Here is a 23,508-nt window from a genome sequence, read left to right on the forward strand (position 1 = left end):
GCAAACGCGGCTTCCGGACGCAACGGCGCCCCGGCTAGCGCTTCAGCCGCTGCGGCAGCCCGGCGATCACGAAATCGACCTGCGACACCGCCGCCGCGACGCGCTGGTTGAGCAGGCCCGCCACGTCACGGAACCGGCGCGCCAGCGCATTGTCGGGGACGATGCCGAAACCGACCTCGTTCGAGACCAATATGATGCGTGCGCTCGTCTGCTCGAGCGTCGCGACGAGCGCCGCCGCGGCGGCATCGGTATCGGCTTCGGCGAGCAGCAGGTTCGACGCCCAGAGCGTCAGGCAATCGACCAGCAAGGTCGCGCCCGGCCGGTCGGCGGCGCTGATCGCTTCCGACAGCGCGAGCGGTGCCTCGATCGTGCGCCAGCGTCGATCGCGGTCGGCACGGTGGCGCGCGATGCGGTCGGTCATCTCGCCGTCAAAGGCCTGCGCGGTGGCGATGAAGACCAGCGCGCCGCCGCTCGCTTCGGCGACCGCCTGTGCGTGGCAGCTCTTGCCCGAGCGCGCCCCGCCGAGCACCAGCAGGCTTTTCGTAAAGGCGGGCATCGGTGGCATCCTTATCGCGGCTTGCGCACGGCAAGCGGATTGGCGATGGCATTCGGCATGCCGCAAGTCGAGAGCCAGGCCGTGTCCGCACTGACGATCCATGGCGGCCGCATCGACGCCGCGGCGGCGCGCTACCCGGATGCGCCGCGTCCGTGGCTCGATCTGTCGACCGGGATCAACCCGAACGGTTATGATTCCGCCGCGCTGATGACGGCCGACGCGTATGCGCTACCGTCGCCGAGCCGGCTGGTGGCGCTCGAGGAAGCGGCGGCGGCGGCGTTCGGGATGACCTGCGGCGCGATCGCGGCGCTGCCGGGCACCGAGATCGGGTTGCGCTTGCTCGCGACGATGGACCTGCCGCGGCCGGCGCGCGTCGTCGCGCCGAGCTATGGATCGCATGCCGCGGCGTTGCCCGACGCGACGTCGGTCGCGTGCGATGCTCTGGCCGACGCAGACTGGCGCAGCGCGCTGCTCGCCAACCCAAACAATCCCGACGGGCGCCTGGTCGCGCCCGAAACGCTGCTCGCGCTCGCGCGGTCGCGCGCCGGCGACGCATGGCTGGTGATCGACGAGGCGTTCGCCGATTGCGTCGCGGGCACGAGCGTGCTGCCGTTGCTGCACGCCGACGACCGGGTGCTGGTGTTCCGGTCGTTCGGCAAATTCTATGGGCTGGCCGGTGTGCGGCTCGGCTTCGTCTGCGGCCCGGAGGCGATCGTTGCGCGGTATCGCGAGCGGCTGGGAAGCTGGCCGGTCTCCTCCGCCGCGATCGAGCTTGGCATCGCGGCGTATCGCGACATCGCTTGGCAGGACGCGACGCGGCGCGATCTCGTCACGGCGGCGTCCGCGCTCGACGCGGTCCTGCGGCGGCATCGGCTCGTACCGCAGGGCGATTGTCCCCTGTTCCGGCTGATCGCGACCCCCGCTGCGCCCACGTTGTTCAAGCGGCTGGCGGCGGCCGGCATCCTGACGCGCCCGTTCGACTATGCGCCCGATTGGCTGCGGATCGGACTGCCCGACGATGCGGACGCGCTCGCCCGGCTCGACCGGGCGCTGGGCGGTGGTTGAGCCCGTCGCGCTCGGCGCGCTGGCGCTCGACGCGCTGCTCGGCTGGCCAAGCGGGCTCTATGCGCGGATCGGGCATCCGGTCGGGTGGTGCGCGCGGCTGATCGCAGCGTGCGAGACGGGCTGGAACGACGCCGCACGGACACCGCGCGCCCGCCGGATCGCGGGGATCCTCACGCTCGTGCTGCTGGTCGGCGCGGTCGGCGGCATCGCGTGGGGACTGACCCTCGGGCTTCGCATCGCGCTCGGCGGCTGGGCGTGGGTCGCGGTCGCGCTGCTCGCCTGGCCGGGGCTGGCGCAGCGCAGCCTCGACGATCACGTCCGCCCGGTCGCGCACGCGCTCGAAGCGGGTGATCTCCCCGCCGCGCGGCGCAGCGTGGCGATGATCGTTGGGCGCGATACCGAGCAGCTCGACCAGGCCGGGGTCGCGCGCGCCGCGATCGAGAGTCTCGCAGAGAGCTTTTGCGACGGCGTCGTCGCGCCGTTCTTCTGGCTGTTGCTGTTCGGCTTGCCGGGGCTGTGGATCTACAAGGCGCTCAACACCGCCGACAGCATGATCGGCCATCGCGAGCCGCGCTGGGCGATGTTCGGCTGGGCGGCGGCGCGCAGCGACGATGTCGCGAACCTCGTGCCCGCACGGCTTGCCGGGGTGATCCTGTGCGCGGTCGGTGGCGGTGGCTGGGCGATGCTGTGGCGCGATGCGGGCAAGCACGCTTCGCCCAATGCCGGCTGGCCCGAGGCGGCGATGGCGGGCGTGCTCGGCGTGCGGCTTGCCGGGCCTATCGCCTATGACGGCGTGATTGCCGACAAGCCGTGGATCGGCGACGGCGCGGTGGCGATCGGCGCGCCCGAAATCCGCCGCGCGCTCACCGTCTATCGCCGGGGGTGCGCGCTGCTGTGGATCGTGGCAGGGGGTGTCGCATGGGCGCTGTGATGCTGCAGGGGACGGGGTCGGACGTCGGCAAGTCGGTGCTGGTCGCCGGGCTGTGCCGCGCGCTGGCCAATCGCGGACTCAGCGTCCGCCCGTTCAAGCCGCAGAACATGTCGAACAACGCCGCGGTAACTGCGGAGGGAGGCGAGATCGGCCGCGCGCAGGCGACGCAGGCGATCGCCGCGCGCGTGGCGCCGCATGTCGACATGAACCCGGTGCTGCTCAAGCCGCAGGGCGATCGCACCTCGCAGCTCGTCGTCCACGGCCAAGTGCGCGGGACGCTCGCCGCGGCGAATTGGCGCGAGGGGCGCGCGGGATTGCTCGACGACGTGCTTGCCAGCTATCGGCGTCTGCGCGCGCAGGCCGATATCGTCGTGATCGAAGGCGCTGGGAGCCCGGCGGAGATCAACCTGCGCAGCGGCGACATCGCCAATATGGGCTTCGCGCGCGCCGCCGGTGTGCCGGTGGTGCTCGTCGGCGATATCGATCGCGGCGGGGTGATCGCTTCGCTGGTGGGGACGCGTGCGGTGATCGATCCCGCCGATGCAGCGATGATCCACGGCTTTCTGGTCAACAAGTTCCGCGGCGATCCGGCGCTGTTCGACGACGGCTATCGCGCGATCGAGACGCGCAGCGGCTGGCGCGGGTTCGGCGTCGTGCCGTGGCTGCCCGAGGCGGTCAGGTTGCCGAGCGAGGATGCGGTGATCCTCGAACGCCGCAGGGTGGGCGGCGGCGGACGGGTCGTCATCGCTTGCCCGATCACCGCGCGGATCGCCAATTTCGACGATCTCGATCCGTTGCGGCTCGAGCCCGATGTCGAACTGGTGATGGTGCCGCCGGGCCAGCCGATCCCCGATGCGGCGCTGATCGTGCTGGCGGGGTCGAAGGCGACGATCGCCGACCTGGCGTTCGTGCGCGCACAGGGGTGGGACATCGACATCCTCGCGCATCATCGGCGTGGGCGGCCCGTGCTGGGGTTGTGCGGCGGGTATCAGATGCTTGGGCGCGTTGTGTCCGATCCGCATGGAATCGAGGGGCCGGTCGCTTCGGTCGCGGGGCTCGGCTTGCTCGACGTCGAAACAGAGATCGGCCGTGCGAAGACCGTCGGCGCGGTTAGCGGGAGCGCGCTCGGCGCAGCGTTCGACGGCTATGAGATCCATATGGGGCGCACCACCGGCCCCGCTACCGCGCGACCGGTCGGACGGTTCGAAGACGGGCGCGCAGAGGGTGCTATGAGCGCCGACGGGTTGGTGTGCGGCAGCTATGTCCATGGGCTGCTCGGCGATGCGCGCCAGCGCGCGGCCTGGCTCGCGCGGATCGGTGTCGACGGCGCCGGGCCCGATCACCGCGCCTCGATCGATGCCGCGCTCGACGCGATCGCCGCGACGCTCGAACGGCATGTCGATGTGGATGCGCTTATCGCGCTGTCACAGACCGCGCGCGACGATCGCGAGCAATAGGCCGGTCTCGACCAATTCGATCCCCGCGCCGTGGCAATCGCCGGTCACGCCGCCGATACGCCAGCGCAGCCACAGGCCGAAGCCGAGGATCAGCATCGGCGCGGCAAGCATTGCCGGCAGAGCGGCCGCCCCCGCCGTCAGCACCAGCGCCCAGCCGATCAGGTCGCGCGCCCGCACCGCGGTGGCGACGCGCGCGCCGAGCCCGTCGCGCAGCGGCGGCAGCCAGCGCGCCCAGGCGAGCGGGCCGATCCGCGCCGCGAATGGCACCAGGATGAGCGGCCACCACGCAAGCCCGACGAGCGCATGGAGCAAGACGAGCTTGGCGAGCAACTGCAGCACGATCGTGACGACGCCGAAGCTGCCGATATGCGGATCGGCCATCACCGCGAGCAGCCGCACCCGGTCGCGATGCGCTGCGCCGAGCCCGTCGGCGAGATCGCCCAAGCCGTCGAGGTGGAGCGCGCCGGTGACGGCGACCCAGGCGATCAGTGCCGCGAGCGCGCCGAGCCACGGGTCGATCAGGCTGCCCGCCCGGCCGCTCGCGGCAACGAGTCCGCCGATCGCCAGCCCGACGATCGGATAGAACCGGATCGCCGCGGCAAAATCGGTGCCGTCGGCGACGACGCGCGGCATCGGCAGGCGCGTCAGGAAGCCGAAGGCGACGATCAACCGCTTCACGGCGCCAGTCCGACGATCTGCGCGACGGGATCGGCGTCGCGCCACACCCGGAGCGACAGCAAGGCGGCATAGGGCAGATCGAGCGACCAGGTCTGGGACTGCGAAAGGCCGCACAGCGTGGCGAGGGCGGCGCGCATCGCCCCGGCGTGGGTGACGACCAACGTCGGCGTGCTGATGTCGCGACAGGCCAGCGCGATGCGCGCGGTCAGGCTCGACCAGCGCTCCCCTTGCGGTGGTGGGCTGGTGTCGGGATCGTCCCAGAAGCGCGCCAGCGCGGCCGGATCGATCATCGCCGGCGCGAGCCCGTCCCAAGCGCCGAAATCGAGTTCGCGCCAGCGCGGATCGATCGTCACCGCCTGCCCGCGCTCGCGCCCGATCGCCTCGGCACAGGCGCGCGCGCGCGCCAGATCCGAGCTGACGATCGCCGCGACGTCGAGCCCGACGGCGCGTTTGACACAGGCCGCCAGACCCTGCTCGGTCACCGCGCTGTCGGTTCGCCCGAGCAGCGTGCCGGCGAGTTCGGGCGCGCCGTGGCGCAGCAGGTGGAGCAGCACCGGCGCGCTCACGCGCCCGAGATGCCAGCTTCGGCAAAGGTCGCCATTTCGCGATGCGCGGCGAGCGCGGCGCGGATCACGCCTGCCGCCACCGCGCCGCCGCTCGCCTCGCCGAGCCGCATGCCGAGGTCGAGCAGCGGGGTGAGCCCGAGCCTGGCCAGCAAGCGGACATGCCCCGGCTCGGCCGAGCAATGCCCCGCGATGCAATGGTCGACGATCGCCGGGTGCAGCGCGGCGATCGGCGCGAGCGCTGCGCTGCAGATGAAGCCGTCGAGCACAACGACAACGCCCGCCAGCCGTGCGGCGACGACGGCGCCCGCGATCGCCGCGATCTCGCGCCCGCCGACGCGGCGCAGCGTTTCGAACGCGGTGTGTGGTGCTCCGGCGTGGCAGGCGAGCGCTGTCTCGACCACCGCCCCTTTCCGCGCGACCCCCGCGGCATCGACCCCGGTCCCGGGCCCGACCCAGTCGGCCGCGCTGCCGCCGAAGCTGCGCGCGCACAGCGCCGCCGCGGCGGTCGAATTGCCGATCCCCATCTCGCCAAGCACGAGCAGATCGACACCGTCGGCCACAACCGCCGCGCCGGCGTTGAGCGCGGCGAGGCAGTCTTCGGCGGTCATCGCCGGGGCGCTGGTGAAGTCGGCGGTCGGGCGGTCGAGCTCGAGCGGGACCACCACGAGGTCGAGCCCCGCCGCGGCCGCCAGCGCATTGATCGCCGCCCCGCCATTGCGGAAATTGCGCACCATCTCGGCGGTCACTGCCGCCGGAAACGCGCTGACGCCGTGGGCGACGACGCCGTGATTGCCCGCGAACACCGCGACGCGACCATGCTCGATCCGCGGCGCGGCCACGCCCTGCCATCCCGCGACGAACACCGCCAGGTCCTCGAGCCGCCCGAGCGAGCCGGGCGGTTTGGTCAGCGTCGCCTGTCGCGCCGTCGCGTCCGCTTGCGCCACGCGATCAGGACCGGGCAGCGCCGCAAGCGCGCGTTCGAACGCCGCGACCGATACGAAGGCGCTCATTCGACGACGAAACCGGCCGGAGGCGTACGCGTCAGGAAATGCCCCTTCACCCCCGCCGGCCAACTGCCGTAGGCCACTTGGCCGGCATCGCTCTCGGCGTACAGTTTGGCATAGTCGAGGATCGCGCGCGCGGCGTCGGCGCTCGGCGCGAAACGGCCGAGCACATAGCCGACCTTGCCCGGCGCGCGCAGATGCACCGTGCAGAAATCCTGGCATGCGAACAGGCATGGCATCTCCTGCACCGCCACGCCCGCATAGCCGGGCTCGGCCTGGACCGCGCGCAGCGCTTCGACTAGCCGCGCGCCGCCGCGCATGCCGTCGGCATCGTCGCGCGCCTCGGCCGAGAAACGGCAGGTGTTGCACGCGACGACGGCGGGACCGTCGGCGACTTCGCGCAGGATCACGCGAGCACCGTGCGCGGCGCGGCGTCGGGGGCGGGTACGCCGACCGCGATCAGCACTCGGTACAGCGCGTAAAATCCGGCAAGGATCGCGGCGTAGCGCACGAACTGGCGCTGCAGGATCGGCAGCGACAGCGCGGCATCGGTATGGCCGATCGCCGGCGCCCACAGCAGGATACCGAGCTTGAACGTCGCGAAGGCCAGGACATAGGCGATCGCGAGGCGGGCGACCGGGGCGCGTAAGGGCACGAGGCGGTTCGCCACGCTCGCGACGAGCGCCCCCGCGATCGCCGCGGTCCCGATCGCCACGCCGGTCAGCGCGGTCGCGGCGTCCCACGGATAGCCGAGCGCGCAGAAGCCGATCGCCTGGCTCACCGCCCAGGCTGCGAGCATCAGCAGCACGCCATCGCGGCGATCGAGGTGGACCGCAGCCAGCGCGGCCAGCGCCGGAAAGGGAGTGGCGCAGGCGAAGATCAGCGTCGTCAGCGTGCTCGCGATCGTGAAGAGCAGGATCCACAGCAGATCGGCTTGGCGCGTGGCAATAGCGGTGGTCATCGTCATGTTCCCCTCAGAACCGGCCACGAAAACCGGCATAGACGCTGCGGCCGAGCGTCCCGTAGCGATAGATCGTCTGATACTGTTGATCGAACAGGTTCTCGATCCGCCCGAACAGCGCGACGCGCGGGGTGATCGGCAGTTCGGTGCGCAGATCGACCAGCGTATAGGGCGCGAGCCGCCGCCTGTGCGCGGCATCGTCGAAGCTCTCGCCCGACCAGCGGACCGCGACCCCACCCGAGATTCCGCTCGGCAGCGTATAGGTCGCCGATCCGTTCGCCGTATTGCGCGGGCGCCGCGCGAGCTGCAGGCCATAGGTCGCAGCGCCGGGCGAGCGGTCTTCCGACAGCGCATAGGTGTAGTTGCCGTCGATCAGCACGCGATGCCCGACGCGCAGCGCACCCTGCGCCTCGACGCCTTGCGCGAACGCGCGCGAGACGTTGGCGTAATAGCCGAAGCGCGCGATCGTGGTGCCGGGCTGGAAGCACAGCGCCAGCGTCGAAACCGCGGGACAGCTCGCGAAGATGATCTGATTGGAAGAGCGGCGCTCGAAATAGGTGCCGCCGAGCGTCAGCGCCCCGTCGAACAGTTTTTGCTCGACCCCGGTTTCCCAGCCCTTGGCCTGTTCGGGCTGGAGCGTCTGATTGCCGTAATCCGAGAAGAGTTGGTACAAAGTCGGCGCCTTGAAGCCTTCGCCATAACTTGCGCGGAGCGTGGTGCCGGTGCGCAGCGCCCAGACGGCGCCACCCTCGAACAGCGTCTTGCTACCGAAGCGGCTATGGTCGTCGTTGCGCAGCCCGCCGCTCAGCGTCAGCCCGTCGAACACCGTCGCGGTAAGCTTGCCGTAGACGCCGGTAAGCGCGGCGCGCGCGATCGCGGGGGCGGGGATCGGCGCGCCGGCTGTCCCGTCGGGCGAGACGGTCCTGAAACGCGATACCTCATTCTCGACGCCGAACACGGCATCCCAGCCCTTGGCGATGCCGAGGCTGCCCTGATATTCGATCCGCTCGTTGCGGCCGTTCGCCTCGAAGGTCAGCGGTTGGGTCTGCGACGGGCTGTAATTGTCGCGCTTGATGTCGGTATAGCCATAAGCGAAGCGGTTGCGCAGCCGGCCGCCGAACAGATCGACGTTCAAGCCGGCATAGCCGACGAATTCGTCGTTCAACGAATAGTCGTCGGTATCGGCGGTGGTCGAATCGAGCTCGGTGCGGCCATGCGCGTAATAGCCGCGGACATCCGCGCTGATCCCCTCGGCCAGCTGCAGTTCGGCGCGCCCGGTGACGCTCTGATTGGTATAGCCGTCGGTTTCCCTGCCGCCGAATGCAGGCGCGATCACCGAGATGCCGTCGGTGGTGAAGCTCTGTGCACCGAGCCGGAAGGTCAACGGTCCGGTCTTGCCGCCGAGCGCGGCGCGCGCGCTGACCGTGTCGCGCGATCCGGCCTCGACGTCGAAACTGCCCTCGATCGGCCTCTGCGGTAGCGCGGTCACGATGTTGACCACCCCGCCGATCGCCTGGCTGCCCCACAGGATCGATTGCGGCCCGCGCAGCACTTCGATCCGGCTCGCGTCGCCGGTCAGCAGATTGGCGAAATTATAGCCGCCGCCGGGCGAGGCGGGATCGTTGAGCTTGACCCCGTCGATCACCACGACGGTCTGGTCGGTCTCGGCGCCGCGGATCCGCAGCGAGGTGTTGGTCCCATAGCCGCCGTTGCGCGACACGCTGACACCGGGCGTGCGTTGCAGGAGCTCGGTGACGCCGATGTCCTGGCTGCGATCGATCGCAGCCTTGTCGAGCACCGTCACCGAAGCGGCGACGCGCTCGATCGCGGTCGGTACGCGGGTCGCGGTGACGACGATGTCGGCGCTGGCGGCAGCGGGCGTGTCGCTCGCGGCGTCGGGGCGCGGGGCTTGCTGTCCGTCGTTGGGCTTGGCCGGCGCTTCGGCGTAAGCGGGCGCGGCGAACAGCAGACCGAGCAGCAGCCCGGATGTCGGTGGATGGAATCGTTTCATGGCAGTCCCCGTTTCAGACAGTCGGAGACCTGGATCGCGAAGGGGGATGGTGCGAACCATCCCGCCTGCACGACACAGGTCGGCGATGTCGCCACGCGGGGATCTTCCCCCGTTCGCTCGGCGCACCCTGGCCGGTCGAAAGACGACTGCGACAGGCAGGTCTCCTGGCTCACGGGTCACCATCATCCCTGCCGCCTTCTCAGGGCCCGAAGGTCCCAATGGCATATGGCAGGGCGACTCGCCGCTTACAGTTGCAGGGGCAGCCGGGGTTTTCCCGTTCCCTTTTCATCCCCGTCGCCGGGGAACCTGTCGCATTCTCGCGCCTAGCGGTACGGGTGCGACGGGTCAACCGGCGCGCCGACGATCGCCGCCGTGCTCCGCTGCCATCATTGTTCTCGCGCGATCCCCGGCGCGGCGGTACGGGCCCGGTGCAAAGCGCGCGGCGATCGGCTATGATCGCGACCGCAAGCGAACCCTAGCGCGGGAGATTAGCGTGCGTCTCCTGATTGCCGATGACGATGCGCGCGCCGCGCGCCAGCTTGCCAGCGCGCTCGAGGCGTTCGGGCACGAGCCGGTGCTGACCGGCGACGGCCGCACCGCGCTCGCGCTGGCGACGCGCGAGACCTTCGGTGCGGCGCTGTTCGAACTGGTCTTGCCCTATGTCGGCGGGGTGGAGTTGACACAGGCGCTGCGCGAGCAGGGGCTCGACATGCCGATCATCATCCTGAGCGTCCATGGCGAGCTGGCCGATCGCCTTGCCGGGCTCGCGGCGGGGGCCGACGATTACCTCGTCAAACCCGTCGCGCCGGTGGAAATCGATGCGCGCCTGCAGGCGATCCTGCGCCGCGCGGCGCGGATCGGCGACCGCGGGGTGATGCGCGCGGGCGACATCGAAGTCAACGAAGTCAAGTATCGCGCGGTACGCGCCGGGCGCGCGCTGGCGCTGCCCAAGCTCGAATTCCAGATGCTGTGCGAACTCGTCCGCAACAAGAATGCGATCGTCACGCGCGACATGTTCTATCGCAAGGTGTGGCGCTACGAGGCCGAGCCCGCCACCAACGTCGTCGAGTCCTACATCCGCCGGCTGCGCGCGCGGCTCAACGCAGCGGGTGAACACGATCCGATCGAGACGATCCGCGGCGTCGGCTACATGCTCATCGATCAAGGCTAAGCGTTCCGCTTCGCGTCGCGCCGATGACGCGCAAGAAAAACCCGGCCCGAGCCGAAGCTCGAGCCGGGTCCTTCATCCTAGTCCTGATGGATCAGAACTTGGCCGAGAGTTCGAAGCCGTAGGTGCGCGGCGGGTTGAAGTTGCCATAGTCGCCGAGGATGCCGCCGTATGCCGTCGAGATCAGCTGGCCATTGGCGCCATAGTTCTGCACCGGCACCGAGTTGGCCGACGACTTGCGGTAGACATAGGTCGTGTCGAGCAGGTTGCGTGCCCAGACCGAGACGGTGACCTTGTTATGATCGTTCACCGCGATGTCGGCGAGGGCGAGGCGGCCGTTCATCACGAAGCTCGCGTCGGTCTTGGTGTTCTCGAGCTGGAAGCTGTACTGGCTGCTCGCATAGTTGCCGTCGAGGTGGAGACGGACGCTCGCATCACCGACGTTGATCGGCAGGACATAGTCGAGCGAAGCCGACGCCGCGTTGGTCGGCGTGTAGACGATGTACAGCTGCTGCGGCGGCGAACCGGGCGACAGCGGGTTCACGGCCGAAGGCGCCTTCCAGTAGGTATAGGCGTACGAACCCGTCAGCGTCAGCTGCGGGATCGGCTTGATCGTCAGATCCGCCTCGATGCCGCGGATCTTCGAGTTGCCGGCATTGGTGGTCTGCTCGATGTGGCTGCCGTTGGTCGGGCTCGAACCGTTCGTATCGAAATAATCGAAGTCGAACTGGGTGTTCTTGCGGTCCATGATGTAGCCCGCGACGTTCAGGCGCGCACGGTGATCCCAGAAGTCGGCCTTCGCGCCGATTTCGTACGACTTGACCGATTCCGGACCGAAGGCGTTGAACTGGAGCGAGCGGTCGTTCGCACCACCGGCGCGGAAGCCCGTCGCATATTTGGCGTAGAGGTGGATGTTGTTGGTCGCGTCGAACGCGATGTTGAACATCGGGTCGAAGCGGCTGATGCTGTTCTTGAAGGTGAACGGCGCAACCACGCCAGCCGCACCGGCAAGGTCGGTACGATTGTTGATGACGTAGAGCACGCCGTGACGGTCGTCCTTGGTCCAGCGACCGCCGGCCGTGATGTGCAGCACGTTGCCGAGCGCCTCGGGCGAGAAGGTCAGATTGCCGAACACCGAATAGTTGTGGTCGGTCGCGGCGCTGGCGCGGGTGATGAACTGGCAGCTGTTGGCGAATTGCGGTGCCGTTGCCGCCAGCGTGTTGTTGCACGACGCGTCATACTGCTGATAGCCCGAGTTCGCGCCCGAGATCGCGGTCGAATTGCCCGGGATCGGGCTGCGGACCGTGTAGGCGGTGCCGTCGGCGTTCCACTGGTTGCTCAGCGGCGTGGCGGCATATTCGCTGGCCTGCTCGGTGAAGTAATAAGCGCCGACGACATAGTCGAACTGCGGAACGCTGCCGACAGCCTGGACTTCCTGGCTGAACTGGTGCTGGCGCAGGTACGACAGGCTGTAGCGGCTGAACGTGCCGGTCGTGTTGATCGCGGTCGGATTGGCGGTGTTGACCACGAACGGCGAGAACGAGCTGCGCTCTGGGCCGCCCGAATTGTCCCACTGGTCGGTGCGGACGCCGCGCCATGCGGTGATCGAGCGCAGCTCGATCCAGGGTGCGAGCTTGTACTTCAGGTTGGCCGTGAAGCCATGCGTGATGTCGAGGCTCGGCTGCTGCGGCACGCCGACATCGGCAACGTACTGGCGGTCGGGATGAACGCCGACGAGCGGCGCCTTGGGCGCAACGCAGATCGGCCGCCCGGCCGCGGCCTGCGCCGCGGTGATCGTGCCGCCGCACGCCGTGCCGGTGCCGGGCACGAACAGCGAGGTGCCGAGGACTCCGGTCGCGCCGTTGGTGTACGAACCGACCGGCAGGTTGCCCGGATTGTAGTTCAGCAGCTGGCTGTAGTTCGGCGTGTTGTCGTCGCGCGCATAGTCATAGGCGAAGTCGGCGGTCAGGCCGTCGATGGGCTGCCAGCGGGCAGCAGCGCGGCCGCCCTTGCGGTCGTAATAGTTCCAGCCGGTCGAACCCGAGAGCGGATCCTTCACGGTCGGATCCTGGTGCTGGTACACGCCGTCGAACTTGAGCGAGATGTTGTAGAAAGCGGGCAGGTCGACATGGAGGTCGGTGTTGCGGCTGCCATAGTTGCCGACGCCGGCGGTGACGCGCGCGTCGAACACGCCGGTCGGCGCCTTCGAGACGAGCGACAGCGCGCCGCCTTCGGTGTTGCGGCCGAACAGCGTGCCCTGCGGACCCTTGAGCACTTCGATGCGCTCGATGTCGAACAGGGCGGCGTTGAGGCCCTGGGTCTTACCGAGCGCGACGCCGTCGATATAGACGCCGACGCCGCCGTCACGTGCGGTCTGGTTCTGATCGTAGGGGACGATGCCGCGGATGCCGATCGTCAGCGCCGACTGGCGCGCTTCGAAGGTCGCGACCCGAAGCGACGGGATCGAGCCGTCGGCGAGGTTGAACAGGCTGAGGACGTGGCGATCGGCGATGCCCTGCGCGCTGAGCACGCTGATCGAGATCGGCGTCTTCTGCAGATTGGTTTCGCGGCGCGTCGCGGTGACGACGATGTCGCCGAGGCCGGCGCCCTGATCGGCGGGCGCTTCGGCGGTCGGCGTGGTGGCCTGCGTGTCGGCGACGGGCGCGGTTGCCGCGGCATCGGTCGCCGGAGCGGTCTGCGCCAGGGCTGGCGAAGCGGTGAGAGCGATTAGCGCGCCGCCCATGAGCAGCTGCAGGCGGAAGCCCGATCGAACAATCATTGTGATATCCCCTGAACCAGTCGGGCCGTTTAGCCCCGGTCCGGCTCGGCTAGCGCCGGATTGGGTCAGGATTGTTACGCTCACTGTCACTGCCAAATTGCCGAGCTTTCATCTTCGCGTCATCTTTCATCGCGAGGCGTCTCGGCCGTAAGAAGCGCGCGACGAATTCGGTTACGTGGCGGTCGTGAGAGGCCGTCGATGGCACGCACGAATCCCAACTTTGGCAACGGCGCAGGCCGCTTCTTTGCAGGAGTGCGACTAACTTGTCACAGTCGGCGATCCGGTACGATCGGCGATCCGGCCGGGGGCAAACCGCATGCGTCGCCGCGCCGCGAGTCGCGACCCCTGACACTTTTGCGCCGGCCGATCTTTGCGCCTAGAGCGCGTCGCGTCATGACCCTGTCCTCCCCCACCGCCATCGGCCTCGACTTCGGCACCACCAACTCCGTGGTCGCGCGCGCGCGCGACGGCATCGCCGATCTCATCGCGCTCGACGGACCCGAAAGCCGCGACCCGGTCTTCCGCTCGGCGCTGTGCTTCTGGGAAGACGACGCGCGCCACGCCGGTGTCCCGAGCGGACTGGCGGCCGATGCCGGGCCGTGGGCGATCCGCGAATATCTCGAATTCCCGCAGGACAGCCGGTTTCTGCAGTCGTTCAAGTCGGTGGTGGCGAGCGCGAGCTTCGAATTCGCCAATGTCTTCGAACGCCGCATGCGCTTCGAGGAGTTGGGACGGCTGTTCCTCGCCAAGCTCGCGGCGCGCGCGGGCGGCGCGCTCGACGGGCGCGCGGCGCGCATCGTCGTCGGGCGCCCGGTCGAGTTCGCCGGCAGCCGCCCCGACGAGACGGTCGCGCGGGCGCGCTACGACGCGATGTTCGCGGGGCTCGGCGCGGAGATCCATTACGTCTATGAGCCGATCGGCGCGGCGTTCAGCTATGCGTCGCGGATCAGCGATCCGGCGACGATCCTGGTCGCCGATTTCGGCGGCGGCACGAGCGATTTCTCGGTGGTGCGGATCGACGCGCCCGGCGCGGCGCGGCGCTGCGTCCCGCTCGGTGCGGCCGGGGTCGGGATCGCGGGCGATCGCTTCGACTATCGGATCGTCGATCACCTCGTGATGCCGTTGCTCGGCCAGGGCGGGTCGTATCGCTCGATGGGCAAGGTGCTCGATATTCCGGGCGGCTATTTCAGCGATTTCAGCGACTGGTCGCGGCTCGCACTGATGCGCAACCGCCGCACCTTGGCCGAGCTCGACAAGTTGCGCCGCAACGCGGTCGATCCCGCTGCGATCACCCGGATGATCGCGGTGATCGAGCAGGAGCTCGGCTATCAGCTGTACGACGCAGTCGGGCAGGTCAAGCGCGCGCTGTCGAGCAGCGAGAACGCGCATTTCCATTTCGCCGGCGCTGGGCTGAGCGTCGAGGCCGATGTCACGCGCGCCGAGTTCGAAGCATGGATCGCGCCCGATATCGCGCGAATCGGCGACGCGGTCGACCGCGCGCTCGTGGCGGCAGCGACCCCGGCGAGCGCGATCGACCGCGTCTTCCTCACCGGCGGCACGTCGCTGACACCGCGGATCCGGCGCGTGTTCGACGAGCGCTTCGGCGAGGAGCGGATCGCAACGGGAGGCGAACTGACCTCGATCGCGCACGGACTCGCCTTGATCGGGCAGCAGGATGATCTTGCGGCGTGGGCGGCATGAAAAGGACGATACGATGACCGACCGGGTAAAAGTCTATTTCGACGGCGGCTGCCGACCCAATCCGGGCAAGATGGAATATGCCTATGTCATCGCCGGCGTGGCGCATGCCGAGCTCGACGCCGGCATCGGCTCGAGCATGGATTCGGAATGGCTCGCACTAATCGCCGCATTGAAGGGCGCGCAGGCGCTCGGGTTGAACGACTTCGTCCTGCTCGGCGATTCGGTCGCGGTGATCGACATGGCCAATGGCCGCACCAAGTGCCGCGGCGACAGCGTGCCGCATCTGGCGGCGTTCCGTGCGCTCTTCGCCGACGGCGCGATGCCCAATCTGCGCTATATCAAGCGCACGCAGAATCTCGCCGGGATCGCGCTGGAGCGCGCGCGGGCGCGGTGACGCTGCTGTACAGCTTCCGCCGCTGTCCCTATGCGATGCGGGCGCGGCTGGCGTTGCTGGCGAGCGGGGCGCCGTTCGAGCTTCGCGAGATCGTGCTGCGCGACAAGCCCGCGGCGATGCTCGCGGCATCGCCCAAGGGCACGGTGCCGGTGCTGCAGCTCGACGACGGGCGCGTGATCGACGAGAGCCTCGACATCATGCTGTGGGCGCTCGGCCGGAACGACCCCGAGCGCTGGCTGGCGGGGTATGACGCGGCGTTGGTCGAAACTTTCGACACGCGCTTCAAACACCATCTCGACCGCTACAAATATGCCGAACGCTACGCCGCCGATCCGATCGCGCATCGCGACGCCGGGCTGGCGTTGCTCGTGCAGCTCGACGCGCGACTGTCGGACAACGCCCATCTGTGCGGGGCGCAGCGTGGGCTGAGCGACATCGCGATCTTCCCGTTCGTCCGCCAATTCGCGGCAGTGGACCCTGGCTGGTTCGCCGCGTTGCCGATCGTACGAGTGCAACACTGGCTCGCGCGTCATGTCGCGTCGCCTTTGTTCGAGCAGGCGATGCTGCGTCTCCCGCCTTGGGCGCCCGGCGACCCGCCATTTGTGGTGAACGCGAATACGTAATTATCCTCCCCGGCACGGGGAGGGGGACCGTGAGCATTCAGCGAACGGTGGAGGGGGCGTGCCGCGAACGCAGCGCTTGCGGCACGCCCCCCCCCGTCAGCCTGCGGCTGCCACCTCCCTGTGCCGGGGAGGATCGGAACCTACGCCTCCGCCAGATGCGCCAGCGCGCTATGGATCTGCGCGACGACGGCAGCGCCTTCGCCAACCGCCGCGGCGACGCGCTTGGTCGAACCGGCGCGGACGTCGCCGATCGCGAAGACGCCCGCCCGGCTGGTCTCGAGCGGCAGCGCGGCCCGGCCGTGGCTGCCGGCGTCGGTGGCGAAACCCGCCCCGGTCAGGACGAAGCCGGCCGGGTCGGTCGCGACGCAGCCGTCGAGCCAGGCGGCATTGGGATCGGCGCCGATGAACAGGAAGAGGTGCCGCATCGTGCAATGCGACTCGGCGCCATCCGCGCGGTTGCGGAAGGTCGCGCCCGCCAGCGCGCCGCTCGCATCGCCATCGAGCGCGACGATCTCGCTGCCGACATGCAGCTCGACATTGGGCAAGGCCGCGATCCGATCGATCAGATAGCGCGACATCGTCGCCTCGAGCGGTCGCCGCACGATGAGGTGCAGCCGCGCGACGTGCGGCGCGAGGAACACCACCGCCTGTCCCGCCGAATTGCCCCCGCCGACCAATGCGACCTGCTCGCCGGTACACAATTTGGCTTCGATCGGTGAGGCCCAATAGGAGATGCCCGCCCCCTCGAACTTGGCGAGATCGGGCACGTCGGGGCGGCGATAGCGCGCACCCGAAGCGATCACGACGGTGCGCGTGCGCAGCGAGCGGTGCTCGGACAGGTGCAGCGAGAGCGCCGCCGCCCGCTCCTCCGTCGTGCACTCGAGCTTCTCGGCGCAAAGCGGGATCGCGACTTCGGCGCCGAACTTGAGCGCCTGATTGAACGCGCGACCCGCCAGCGCCTGGCCCGAGATTCCGGTCGGGAATCCCAGATAATTCTCGATCTGGTTCGACTGGCCCGCCTGGCCGCCCATCGCCACCTCGTCGAGGACGATCACCGCGAGCCCCTCGGACGCGGCATAGACCGACGCGGCGAGTCCCGCCGGCCCGGCGCCGACGATCGCAACGTCATAGATTTTGTCCGGATCGAGCTCGGCGATCATGCCGAGGCACGCGGCGACCTCGCTCATGTTCGGGTTGCGCAGCACGGTGCCGTTCGGGCAGATCATCAGCGGCAGTTCGGCGGGGAGCACGCCGAGCCGTTCGACCATGTCATGCCCTTCGCCGTCGACCGCCGCATCGAGCACCAGATTGGGATAGCCACTGCGCGTCAGGAAGCCCTGCAATGCGAGCAGGGCCTTGCTGTCGGGATCGCCGATCAGCACCGAGCCCGATCCGCCCGCCTCGATCAGACCGACGCGGCGCAGGATCAGCGCGCGCATCACGACCTCGCCGAGCTCGGCCGAGCCGACCATCAGCGCGCGCAGATGCGCCGCATCGAATGGCAGCGCGGTGCAGCCGGTGTCGCCCGCGACGCCACCAGCGAGGGAAGGGCGCCCGGCGAGCTGGCTGACTTCACCGCTGAACTGGCCGGGGCCGTGGACGGTGATCCGCACTTCGTCGCTCAGCCCGTCGCGACGGTGGACCGCGATCGCGCCATCGAGCACCAGCCAGGTCGGTGCATGCTCGTCGCCGATCGCGAAGATCGGCACGCCGGGCGCGAAGGCCTGCGCCGGGCCGCTGGCGAAGCGCGACGCAGTCTCGATCTGCGCTGCGGTGAGCACCGGGAAGGCCTGCGCCTGACGCGTGTCGATCGTGCTCATACGAAAGCCCCTGTTCGAGTGTGCCGATGCGCGCACCCTTACGCCCCCGCGCCGCAGGTCAAGCCTCAACTGATCGTCGCGCGCCGCATGCTTTCGAAGGCTTCGCGTTTTCAGAGGCATAGGCTAAACCCCCTTCGTGATGGGCACCGGGTGTCGCCCCAGGAGTTTGCATGCAGCGTTCGCTTCTCATTCTCGCACTGCTCGGTGGCATCGGATCGACCGTCTCGGCGCAGACCGTCCCGGCCGATACCGGCTACGATTCGGTCGATCCGATGATCGGCACCGGCGGCGAGGGGCATACCTTCCCAGGCGCGGTCGCGCCGTTCGGGATGGTGCAGCTGAGCCCCGACACCAATACCGAGTGCAAGATCCGCGACTGCTACAAATGGGCGGCGGGATATCGCTACAGCGACAGCAGCATCACCGGGTTCAGCCACACGCATTTCTCGGGCGCGGGGCATTCGGATCTGGGCGACGTGCTCGTCATGCCCGCGGTGGGGGCGGACGCCGCGGTGCCGCTCGAGCCCGGCGACGTGGCCAAGCCCGGCTCGGGCTATCGCTCGCGCTTCGATCATGCGAGCGAGCGCGCGACGCCGGGCTATTACGCCGTCACGCTGAGCGATCCCGGCGTCCGCGCCGAGCTGACCGCGGGGACACGCGTCGGCGTGCATCGCTACACCTTCCCGACCGGCAAGCCGGCGCACCTGATCGTCGACCTACGCTCGAGCATCTACAATTATCCCGGCAAGATCCTGTGGTCGTCGCTGCGCGTGCTGCCCGACGGGACGATTACGGGCACGCGCGAGACGCGCGGCTGGGCGCCGGCGCGCAAACTGTTCTTCGCGATGCGCTTCTCGGCGCCGCTCACCGGACATGCCTTCCGCAACACCGAGACGGCGATCGCGTATAAGGGCTTTCAGGGGCCGGGGCGCGGCGATCCGGGCGTGGCGCAGATCGCCGGGCAGGCGCTGGTCGCGCGGCTCGACTTCGGCGCGCTCGCCAAGCCGCTCGAGGTGCATGTCGCAATCTCGGGCACCGACGAAGCCGGCGCGCTCGCCAATCTCGCCAGCGAAAGCGGCAGCTTCGACCAGATCCGCGCCGCGACCCGGACGGCGTGGGATACGGCGCTCGGCGCGGTCGAGATCCACGCCGCGCCCGCGATGCGCAAGACGCTCTACACCGCGCTCTATCACAGCCTGATGGCGCCGAGCGTGTTCGGCGATGTCGACGGCCGCTATCGCGGGCCCGACGATCAGGTGCATCTGGCGAAGGGCTTCACCTTCCATTCGACCTTTTCGCTGTGGGACACGTTCCGCGCCGAGCATCCGCTGCTGACGCTGATCCAGCCCGCGCAGCGCAACGCCGATTTCGTCAATTCGCTCGTCGTCAGCCGGCAGGCGAGCCCGTTCGGCATCCTGCCCGTGTGGCAGTTCCAGGGGCGCGAGACCTGGACGATGATCGGGTATCATGCCGCGCCGGTGATCGCCGACGCGTATCTCAAGGGGCTCAAGGGGTTCGACGCGAACGCCGCGCTCGACGCGATGGTCGCGAGTGCCGACTACGCACCGTACGGCGGGATCGGCGAGTACAAGACGCTCGGCTATGTCCCGATCGACCGCGAGCCCGAGGCCGCCTCGAAGACGGTCGAATATGCCTATGACGATTGGAGCATCGCGCGAATGGCGCGCGCGATGGGGCGCACGCGCGTAGCCGACCGCTTCGACAAGCGCGCACTCAACTGGCGCAACAGCTTCGATTCGCAGACCGGGTTTGTGCGCGCGCGGAAAGCCGATGGCAGCTTCCGCGTGCCGTTCGATCCGACCGCGATCAATTACGGCAGCGACTATACCGAGGGCAATGCCTGGCAATATTCCTGGTTCATGCCGCAGGACGAAGGCGGGCTGATCCGCGCGCTCGGCGGCGACGCGGCGACGGTGAAGAAGCTCGACGCGATGTTCGACTATGACAATTCGAAGATCGACTACAGCCACGCCGAGGATATCGCCGGGCTGATCGGCCAGTACATCCATGGCAACGAGCCGAGCCACCACGTCGCCTATCTCTACGCCTATGCCGGCGCGCCGTGGCGCACGCAGGGACGGCTCGCGCAGATCGTCGCGAGCCAGTACAAGCCGACCCCCGACGGATTGGCGGGCAATGACGATCTCGGCCAGATGTCGGCGTGGCTGCTGTTCACCGCGATGGGCTTCTATCCGGTCGCGCCGGGGAGCGGCGAATACGTGCTCGGGCGGCCGTTCGCCGATCGGACAGTGCTGCATCTGCCGAACGGCAAGCGCTTCACGATCGAGGCGCCCGGGATGTCGGAGGCCAATCGCTATGTCGGCGGCGTGACGCTCAACGGCGCGCCGCTGGGTCGGTCGTTCATCCGGCACGACGAAATCGTCGCGGGGGGCGTGTTGCGCTTCACGATGGCGGCGAAGCCGAATACGACGTTAGGTAATGCTGTGGCCGAGCGGCCCTTTTCGATCACGCCCTACCCGGTGACGACGCGTCGGTGATCGACCCCGCGAGCGTGGATTTCCTGTTGCTTCCGCAAGGCTTAACTTCGATCAATTTTCCGTAAAAGGTTGTTTCACGAGGGAAACAATGGGGGAACGGAAAGCCCGTCCGATGATTGAGCGGAGGTTCGCAGCATCGGAGAAACGGCATGGCCGATACCCAATCCACGACAGCGGGGGACGACGCGCCGCTGACGGCATCGAAGCATCATTCCGCCGCGATTGACGCCGCGACCGATGGCCTGATCGAAGATCGCGGTGACTCGCTGGTCGGCCGCGCGGTCACCATCAACCGCCCGCGAGCCGAACTTTACGCCTATTTCCGCGACTTCGCCAACCTGCCGAGCTTCATGGACAATATCGAGCGTGTCGATGTCCGCGACGCGACGCATTCGCATTGGGTCGTCAAGGCGCCGGCCGGCCGTACGGTCGAGTGGGATTCGACGATCACCGACGAAGTCGAGGGCGAATATTTCGTCTGGGCGTCCGACCCGGGTGCGGACATCGCCAATAGCGGCCGGATCGAATTCCGCGATGCCGGCGCACGTGGCACTGTCGTCACCGCGAGCCTGATCTACGATCCGCCCGGCGGCGTGGTCGGCAAGCTGATCGCCAAGCTGTTCCAGCGCGAACCCGCGATCCAGGCGCGGCGCGATCTGCGTCGCTTCAAGCAACTGATGGAAACCGGCGAAGTCGCCACCGCGGCCTCGACCCGCGCCGCGTTCGAAGAGGATCACAAATAATGCGCGCACTTGCCTGGCATGGCCGCCACGACGTCCGCATGGACACGGTTCCCGACCCCGAGATCATCAATCCGCGCGACTGCATCATCAAGGTTACCTCGACCGCAATCTGCGGGTCCGACCTCCATCTCTACGACGGCTTCATCCCGACGATGCAGTCGGGCGACATTCTCGGCCACGAATTCATGGGCGAGGTGGTCGAAATCGGACCCAAGTCGACGCTCAAGAAGGGCCAGCGCGTCGTCGTTCCCTTCACCATCGCGTGCGGCAGCTGCTATCATTGCGGCAAGCACCAATATTCGGCGTGCGACAACGGCCTCCCCGCCGACAATCAGGACATCGCGCAAACGCTCTACGGCCAGCCGATGTCGGGGCTGTTCGGCTACAGCCACATGACCGGCGGCTATGCCGGCGGCCAGGCCGAATATGTCCGCGTACCGTTCAGCGATTTCGGCCCGATCGTCATCCCCGACGGGATCGAGGACGACAAGGTGCTGTTCCTGTCGGACATCCTGCCGACCGGCTGGCAGGCGGCGGAATATGCCGAGATCGAACCCGGCGACACCGTCGCGGTATGGGGCTGCGGTCCGGTCGGCCTGTTCGCGGTGCAGTCGGCATTCCTGATGGGCGCCGAACGCGTCATCGCGATCGACCATTTCCCGCACCGGCTCGAGCTCGCCAAGAAGTTCGGCGCGGAGACGATCAATTTCGAGGACAGCTCGGTCTATGACGCGCTGATGGAGATGACCGGCGGGATCGGTCCCGACGCGGTGATCGACTCGGTCGGGCTCGAGGCGCACGGCTTCTTCGTCGACAACGTCATCGATCAGATCAAGAAATCGACCTTCCTCGGCACCGACCGGATCCATTCGATCCGCCAGGCGATCTATGCCTGCCGCAAGGGCGGGCGCGTCTCGATGCCCGCGGTCTATGGCGGCTTCGTCGACAAGTTCCCGCTCGGCGCCTTCATGGAGAAGGGGCTGACGCTCAAGACCGGGCAGACGCACGTCCAGCATTACCTGCCGGGGCTGCTCGCCGCGATCATGGAGGAGAAGGTCGATACCACCTTCCTGATCTCGCACCGGCTCGGGCTCGAGGATGCGCCCAAGGGCTACAAGATGTTCCACGACAATCAGAACGAAGTGACGAAGGTCGTGCTGAAGCCCGGCCAGACGCTCTGACCTTCTTCCTCCCCTCCCTGAAAGGGAGGGGAGAATGAGAGGACTTTTCCCATGGCCAACAAATTCGCGATCATCACCGGCGCCTCGACCGGCATCGGCTTCGAACTCGCGACGCTCGCGGCGAAGGACGGCTACGACCTGTTGCTCGTCGCCGACGAAGCGCTGATCAACGACGCTGCGGCCGACATCAAGCAGTTCGGCACCGACGTTCGGCCGCTCGAAGCCGACCTATCGACGACCGACGGCGTCGACGAGCTGCTCTCCGCAGCGGGCAGCCGCCAGATCGACCTGCTCTGCGCCAATGCCGGCCACGGCTTGGGTCACGGCTTTCTCGACCAGAGCGTCGACGATTGGCGCCACGTCGTCGACACCAACATCACCGGCACGCTGTACCTGCTCCAGAAGACGCTGCCGGCAATGGTCTCGCGCGACGCCGGCAAGGTGCTCGTGACGGGTTCGATCGCGGGCTACATCCCCGGCGCATTCCAGGCGGTGTATAACGGCTCGAAGGCGTTCGTCGACAGCTTCACCGAGGCGCTGCGCAACGAGATTAAGGAGTCGAAGGGCGTCACGATCACCACGCTGATGCCCGGCCCGGTCGAGACCGAATTCTTCGATCGCGCCGACATGATGGACACCTCGGTCGGCGTGAATCCGAACAAGAGCGATCCGGCCGATGTCGCCAAGGACGGCTGGGACGCCGTCATGGCGGGCAAGCCGACGATCGTTTCGGGCTGGAAGAACAAGGTCCAGGTCGCGATGTCGGGCGTCGTCCCGCCGTCGATGCTTGCCGAACAGCATCGCAAGATGGCCGAGCCCGGCACCGCCGATCAATAAGCTTCAACAGGAGAGAAGACGATGCGTATCATGATGATGACGGCGGCCGTATTGGCCGCATCCGCCCCGGTGGCGCTGTCCGCCAAGGCGCTGCCGACGCCGCAATATCTGATGAAGGCGGGCGCGAGCGACATGTTCGAGATCGAATCGGCGAAGGTGATGATGGCCTCGGCCAACCCGAAGATCCACGATTTCGCGCAGATGATGGTGACCGACCACAATCAGAGCACCGCCGACGTCAAGGCGGCCGCAATGCAGGCCGGGCTCCACCCCGCGCCGCCGCACCTTTCGCCCAAGCAGACCAGCGACCTCGCTGCGCTGCGCGCAGCGAAGGGCCCGGCGCGTGACGCGCTCTACGTTCGCCAGCAAAAGATGGCGCATACCGAAGCGCTGATGGTGCAGAGCGATTACGCGACCGGTGGCAGCACCGCGCCGCTGCGGATGACCGCGTCGAAGATTGTCCCCGTCGTCAAGCATCACATCGCGCTGCTCGGCACGATGTAAACCCGGTCGC

Annotated in this window: 21 protein-coding genes and 1 riboswitch; of the genes, 12 read left to right on the forward strand and 9 right to left on the reverse strand. The window is 68.3% G+C overall.

The annotated features are described in order from the left end of the window. Nucleotides 1-34 precede the first annotated feature (34 nt). Nucleotides 35-556, reverse strand: a complete 522-nt coding sequence (gene cobU / locus RH90_RS07865; RefSeq protein ID WP_010184947.1) for a bifunctional adenosylcobinamide kinase/adenosylcobinamide-phosphate guanylyltransferase — start codon at nt 554-556, stop codon at nt 35-37. 45 nt (nt 557-601) lie between these two features. Here cobU and RH90_RS07870 point away from each other — a divergent pair, with 45 nt between their 5' ends. The 3 genes from RH90_RS07870 to RH90_RS07880 are packed head-to-tail and all read left to right on the forward strand — an operon-like array spanning nt 602 to nt 4,009. After that, the gene (locus RH90_RS07870) at nt 602-1,621 is read left to right on the forward strand and encodes an aminotransferase class I/II-fold pyridoxal phosphate-dependent enzyme (RefSeq protein WP_010184948.1); all 1,020 of its coding nucleotides are present in this window, start codon (nt 602-604) and stop codon (nt 1,619-1,621) included. After that, nucleotides 1,575-2,552, forward strand: coding sequence for an adenosylcobinamide-phosphate synthase CbiB (gene cbiB, locus RH90_RS07875; protein ID WP_010184949.1), 978 nt, complete (start codon nt 1,575-1,577; stop codon nt 2,550-2,552). The genes RH90_RS07870 and cbiB overlap by 47 nt, the downstream gene beginning before the upstream one ends. After that, nucleotides 2,540-4,009: a cobyric acid synthase gene (locus tag RH90_RS07880; RefSeq protein ID WP_010184951.1), complete on the forward strand. Its 1,470-nt coding sequence runs from the start codon at nt 2,540-2,542 to the stop codon at nt 4,007-4,009. Before cbiB ends, RH90_RS07880 begins: the two co-directional genes overlap by 13 nt. Here RH90_RS07880 and cobS read toward each other — a convergent pair. From cobS to RH90_RS07910, 6 genes are read right to left on the reverse strand one after another with little or no spacing between them, the layout of a single operon-like run. Beyond that, nucleotides 3,977-4,687: an adenosylcobinamide-GDP ribazoletransferase gene (gene cobS, locus RH90_RS07885; protein WP_010184952.1), complete on the reverse strand. Its 711-nt coding sequence runs from the start codon at nt 4,685-4,687 to the stop codon at nt 3,977-3,979. The genes RH90_RS07880 and cobS overlap by 33 nt on opposite strands. Continuing rightward, on the reverse strand, nt 4,684-5,253 hold the full coding sequence (locus RH90_RS07890; RefSeq protein ID WP_010184953.1) for a histidine phosphatase family protein: 570 nt from the start codon (nt 5,251-5,253) through the stop codon (nt 4,684-4,686). Before RH90_RS07890 ends, cobS begins: the two co-directional genes overlap by 4 nt. Continuing rightward, on the reverse strand, nt 5,250-6,263 hold the full coding sequence (gene cobT, locus RH90_RS07895; RefSeq protein ID WP_010184954.1) for a nicotinate-nucleotide--dimethylbenzimidazole phosphoribosyltransferase: 1,014 nt from the start codon (nt 6,261-6,263) through the stop codon (nt 5,250-5,252). Before cobT ends, RH90_RS07890 begins: the two co-directional genes overlap by 4 nt. After that, a complete protein-coding gene (locus tag RH90_RS07900; RefSeq protein WP_029625136.1) occupies nt 6,260-6,664 on the reverse strand; it encodes a DUF1636 domain-containing protein in 405 nt (134 codons plus the stop codon). The genes cobT and RH90_RS07900 overlap by 4 nt, the downstream gene beginning before the upstream one ends. After that, nucleotides 6,664-7,218, reverse strand: a complete 555-nt coding sequence (locus tag RH90_RS07905) for a hypothetical protein (RefSeq protein WP_010184956.1) — start codon at nt 7,216-7,218, stop codon at nt 6,664-6,666. Before RH90_RS07905 ends, RH90_RS07900 begins: the two co-directional genes overlap by 1 nt. A 13-nt stretch (nt 7,219-7,231) precedes the next feature. Beyond that, nucleotides 7,232-9,229 (reverse strand): TonB-dependent receptor plug domain-containing protein, encoded by a 1,998-nt coding sequence (locus RH90_RS07910; RefSeq protein ID WP_010184958.1) that lies wholly within the window; start codon nt 9,227-9,229, stop codon nt 7,232-7,234. 137 nt (nt 9,230-9,366) lie between these two features. Beyond that, a riboswitch (cobalamin riboswitch) is annotated at nt 9,367-9,554 on the reverse strand. Nucleotides 9,555-9,722: 168 nt separating this feature from the next. Between RH90_RS07910 and RH90_RS07915 the strand changes: the two genes are divergently transcribed. After that, nucleotides 9,723-10,400 carry a response regulator transcription factor gene (locus RH90_RS07915; RefSeq protein WP_010184959.1) on the forward strand — a complete coding sequence of 226 codons (678 nt, stop codon included), beginning with the start codon at nt 9,723-9,725 and terminating at the stop codon, nt 10,398-10,400. A 91-nt stretch (nt 10,401-10,491) separates the two neighbouring features. On the opposite strand, the gene RH90_RS07920 is transcribed toward RH90_RS07915, so the two are convergent. Then, nucleotides 10,492-13,176, reverse strand: a complete 2,685-nt coding sequence (locus RH90_RS07920; protein WP_010184960.1) for a TonB-dependent receptor — start codon at nt 13,174-13,176, stop codon at nt 10,492-10,494. A gap of 393 nt (nt 13,177-13,569) precedes the next feature. Here RH90_RS07920 and RH90_RS07925 point away from each other — a divergent pair, with 393 nt between their 5' ends. The 3 genes from RH90_RS07925 to RH90_RS07935 are packed head-to-tail and all read left to right on the forward strand — an operon-like array spanning nt 13,570 to nt 15,894. Further along, nucleotides 13,570-14,877 (forward strand): Hsp70 family protein, encoded by a 1,308-nt coding sequence (locus RH90_RS07925; protein ID WP_010184962.1) that lies wholly within the window; start codon nt 13,570-13,572, stop codon nt 14,875-14,877. A gap of 13 nt (nt 14,878-14,890) precedes the next feature. Continuing rightward, the gene (locus RH90_RS24230; RefSeq protein ID WP_029625137.1) at nt 14,891-15,271 is read left to right on the forward strand and encodes a reverse transcriptase-like protein; all 381 of its coding nucleotides are present in this window, start codon (nt 14,891-14,893) and stop codon (nt 15,269-15,271) included. Continuing rightward, nucleotides 15,268-15,894, forward strand: coding sequence for a glutathione S-transferase (locus RH90_RS07935; RefSeq protein ID WP_010184966.1), 627 nt, complete (start codon nt 15,268-15,270; stop codon nt 15,892-15,894). The genes RH90_RS24230 and RH90_RS07935 overlap by 4 nt, the downstream gene beginning before the upstream one ends. 140 nt (nt 15,895-16,034) lie before the next feature. Here the strand turns inward: RH90_RS07935 and RH90_RS07940 are convergent, their stop codons facing one another. Then, entirely contained in the window at nt 16,035-17,714 is a 1,680-nt protein-coding gene (locus tag RH90_RS07940) for an FAD-dependent oxidoreductase (RefSeq protein WP_010184968.1), read from the reverse strand. Nucleotides 17,715-17,884: 170 nt separating this feature from the next. Here RH90_RS07940 and RH90_RS07945 point away from each other — a divergent pair, with 170 nt between their 5' ends. The 5 genes from RH90_RS07945 (at nt 17,885) to RH90_RS07965 (ending at nt 23,498) form a co-directional block, all read left to right on the forward strand. Next, nucleotides 17,885-20,233 (forward strand): GH92 family glycosyl hydrolase, encoded by a 2,349-nt coding sequence (locus tag RH90_RS07945; RefSeq protein WP_010184969.1) that lies wholly within the window; start codon nt 17,885-17,887, stop codon nt 20,231-20,233. A gap of 149 nt (nt 20,234-20,382) precedes the next feature. Next, nucleotides 20,383-20,976, forward strand: a complete 594-nt coding sequence (locus tag RH90_RS07950; RefSeq protein ID WP_010184971.1) for an SRPBCC family protein — start codon at nt 20,383-20,385, stop codon at nt 20,974-20,976. Then, nucleotides 20,976-22,157, forward strand: coding sequence for a zinc-dependent alcohol dehydrogenase (locus RH90_RS07955; protein ID WP_010184973.1), 1,182 nt, complete (start codon nt 20,976-20,978; stop codon nt 22,155-22,157). Before RH90_RS07950 ends, RH90_RS07955 begins: the two co-directional genes overlap by 1 nt. A 51-nt stretch (nt 22,158-22,208) precedes the next feature. After that, nucleotides 22,209-22,994 carry an SDR family NAD(P)-dependent oxidoreductase gene (locus RH90_RS07960; protein ID WP_010184974.1) on the forward strand — a complete coding sequence of 262 codons (786 nt, stop codon included), beginning with the start codon at nt 22,209-22,211 and terminating at the stop codon, nt 22,992-22,994. A 21-nt stretch (nt 22,995-23,015) separates the two neighbouring features. After that, the gene (locus tag RH90_RS07965) at nt 23,016-23,498 is read left to right on the forward strand and encodes a DUF4142 domain-containing protein (protein WP_010184975.1); all 483 of its coding nucleotides are present in this window, start codon (nt 23,016-23,018) and stop codon (nt 23,496-23,498) included. Nucleotides 23,499-23,508 lie beyond the last annotated feature (10 nt).

Source organism: Sphingomonas sp. PAMC 26605 (assembly GCF_000241485.1).
Classification (GTDB): domain Bacteria; phylum Pseudomonadota; class Alphaproteobacteria; order Sphingomonadales; family Sphingomonadaceae; genus Sphingomonas.

What these genes read in the sequence shown, in the direction of transcription:
- cobU (WP_010184947.1), bottom strand. Translation starts at nt 556, where the DNA reads ATGCCCGCCTTTACGAAAAGCCTGCTGGTGCTCGGCGGGGCGCGCTCG.
- RH90_RS07870 (WP_010184948.1), top strand. Translation starts at nt 602, where the DNA reads ATGGCATTCGGCATGCCGCAAGTCGAGAGCCAGGCCGTGTCCGCACTG.
- cbiB (WP_010184949.1), top strand. Translation starts at nt 1,575, where the DNA reads ATGCGGACGCGCTCGCCCGGCTCGACCGGGCGCTGGGCGGTGGTTGAG.
- RH90_RS07880 (WP_010184951.1), top strand. Translation starts at nt 2,540, where the DNA reads ATGGGCGCTGTGATGCTGCAGGGGACGGGGTCGGACGTCGGCAAGTCG.
- cobT (WP_010184954.1), bottom strand. Translation starts at nt 6,263, where the DNA reads ATGAGCGCCTTCGTATCGGTCGCGGCGTTCGAACGCGCGCTTGCGGCG.
- RH90_RS07905 (WP_010184956.1), bottom strand. Translation starts at nt 7,218, where the DNA reads ATGACCACCGCTATTGCCACGCGCCAAGCCGATCTGCTGTGGATCCTG.
- RH90_RS07910 (WP_010184958.1), bottom strand. Translation starts at nt 9,229, where the DNA reads ATGAAACGATTCCATCCACCGACATCCGGGCTGCTGCTCGGTCTGCTG.
- RH90_RS07920 (WP_010184960.1), bottom strand. Translation starts at nt 13,176, where the DNA reads ATGATTGTTCGATCGGGCTTCCGCCTGCAGCTGCTCATGGGCGGCGCG.
- RH90_RS07925 (WP_010184962.1), top strand. Translation starts at nt 13,570, where the DNA reads ATGACCCTGTCCTCCCCCACCGCCATCGGCCTCGACTTCGGCACCACC.
- RH90_RS24230 (WP_029625137.1), top strand. Translation starts at nt 14,891, where the DNA reads ATGACCGACCGGGTAAAAGTCTATTTCGACGGCGGCTGCCGACCCAAT.
- RH90_RS07940 (WP_010184968.1), bottom strand. Translation starts at nt 17,714, where the DNA reads ATGAGCACGATCGACACGCGTCAGGCGCAGGCCTTCCCGGTGCTCACC.
- RH90_RS07945 (WP_010184969.1), top strand. Translation starts at nt 17,885, where the DNA reads ATGCAGCGTTCGCTTCTCATTCTCGCACTGCTCGGTGGCATCGGATCG.
- RH90_RS07950 (WP_010184971.1), top strand. Translation starts at nt 20,383, where the DNA reads ATGGCCGATACCCAATCCACGACAGCGGGGGACGACGCGCCGCTGACG.
- RH90_RS07955 (WP_010184973.1), top strand. Translation starts at nt 20,976, where the DNA reads ATGCGCGCACTTGCCTGGCATGGCCGCCACGACGTCCGCATGGACACG.
- RH90_RS07960 (WP_010184974.1), top strand. Translation starts at nt 22,209, where the DNA reads ATGGCCAACAAATTCGCGATCATCACCGGCGCCTCGACCGGCATCGGC.
- RH90_RS07965 (WP_010184975.1), top strand. Translation starts at nt 23,016, where the DNA reads ATGCGTATCATGATGATGACGGCGGCCGTATTGGCCGCATCCGCCCCG.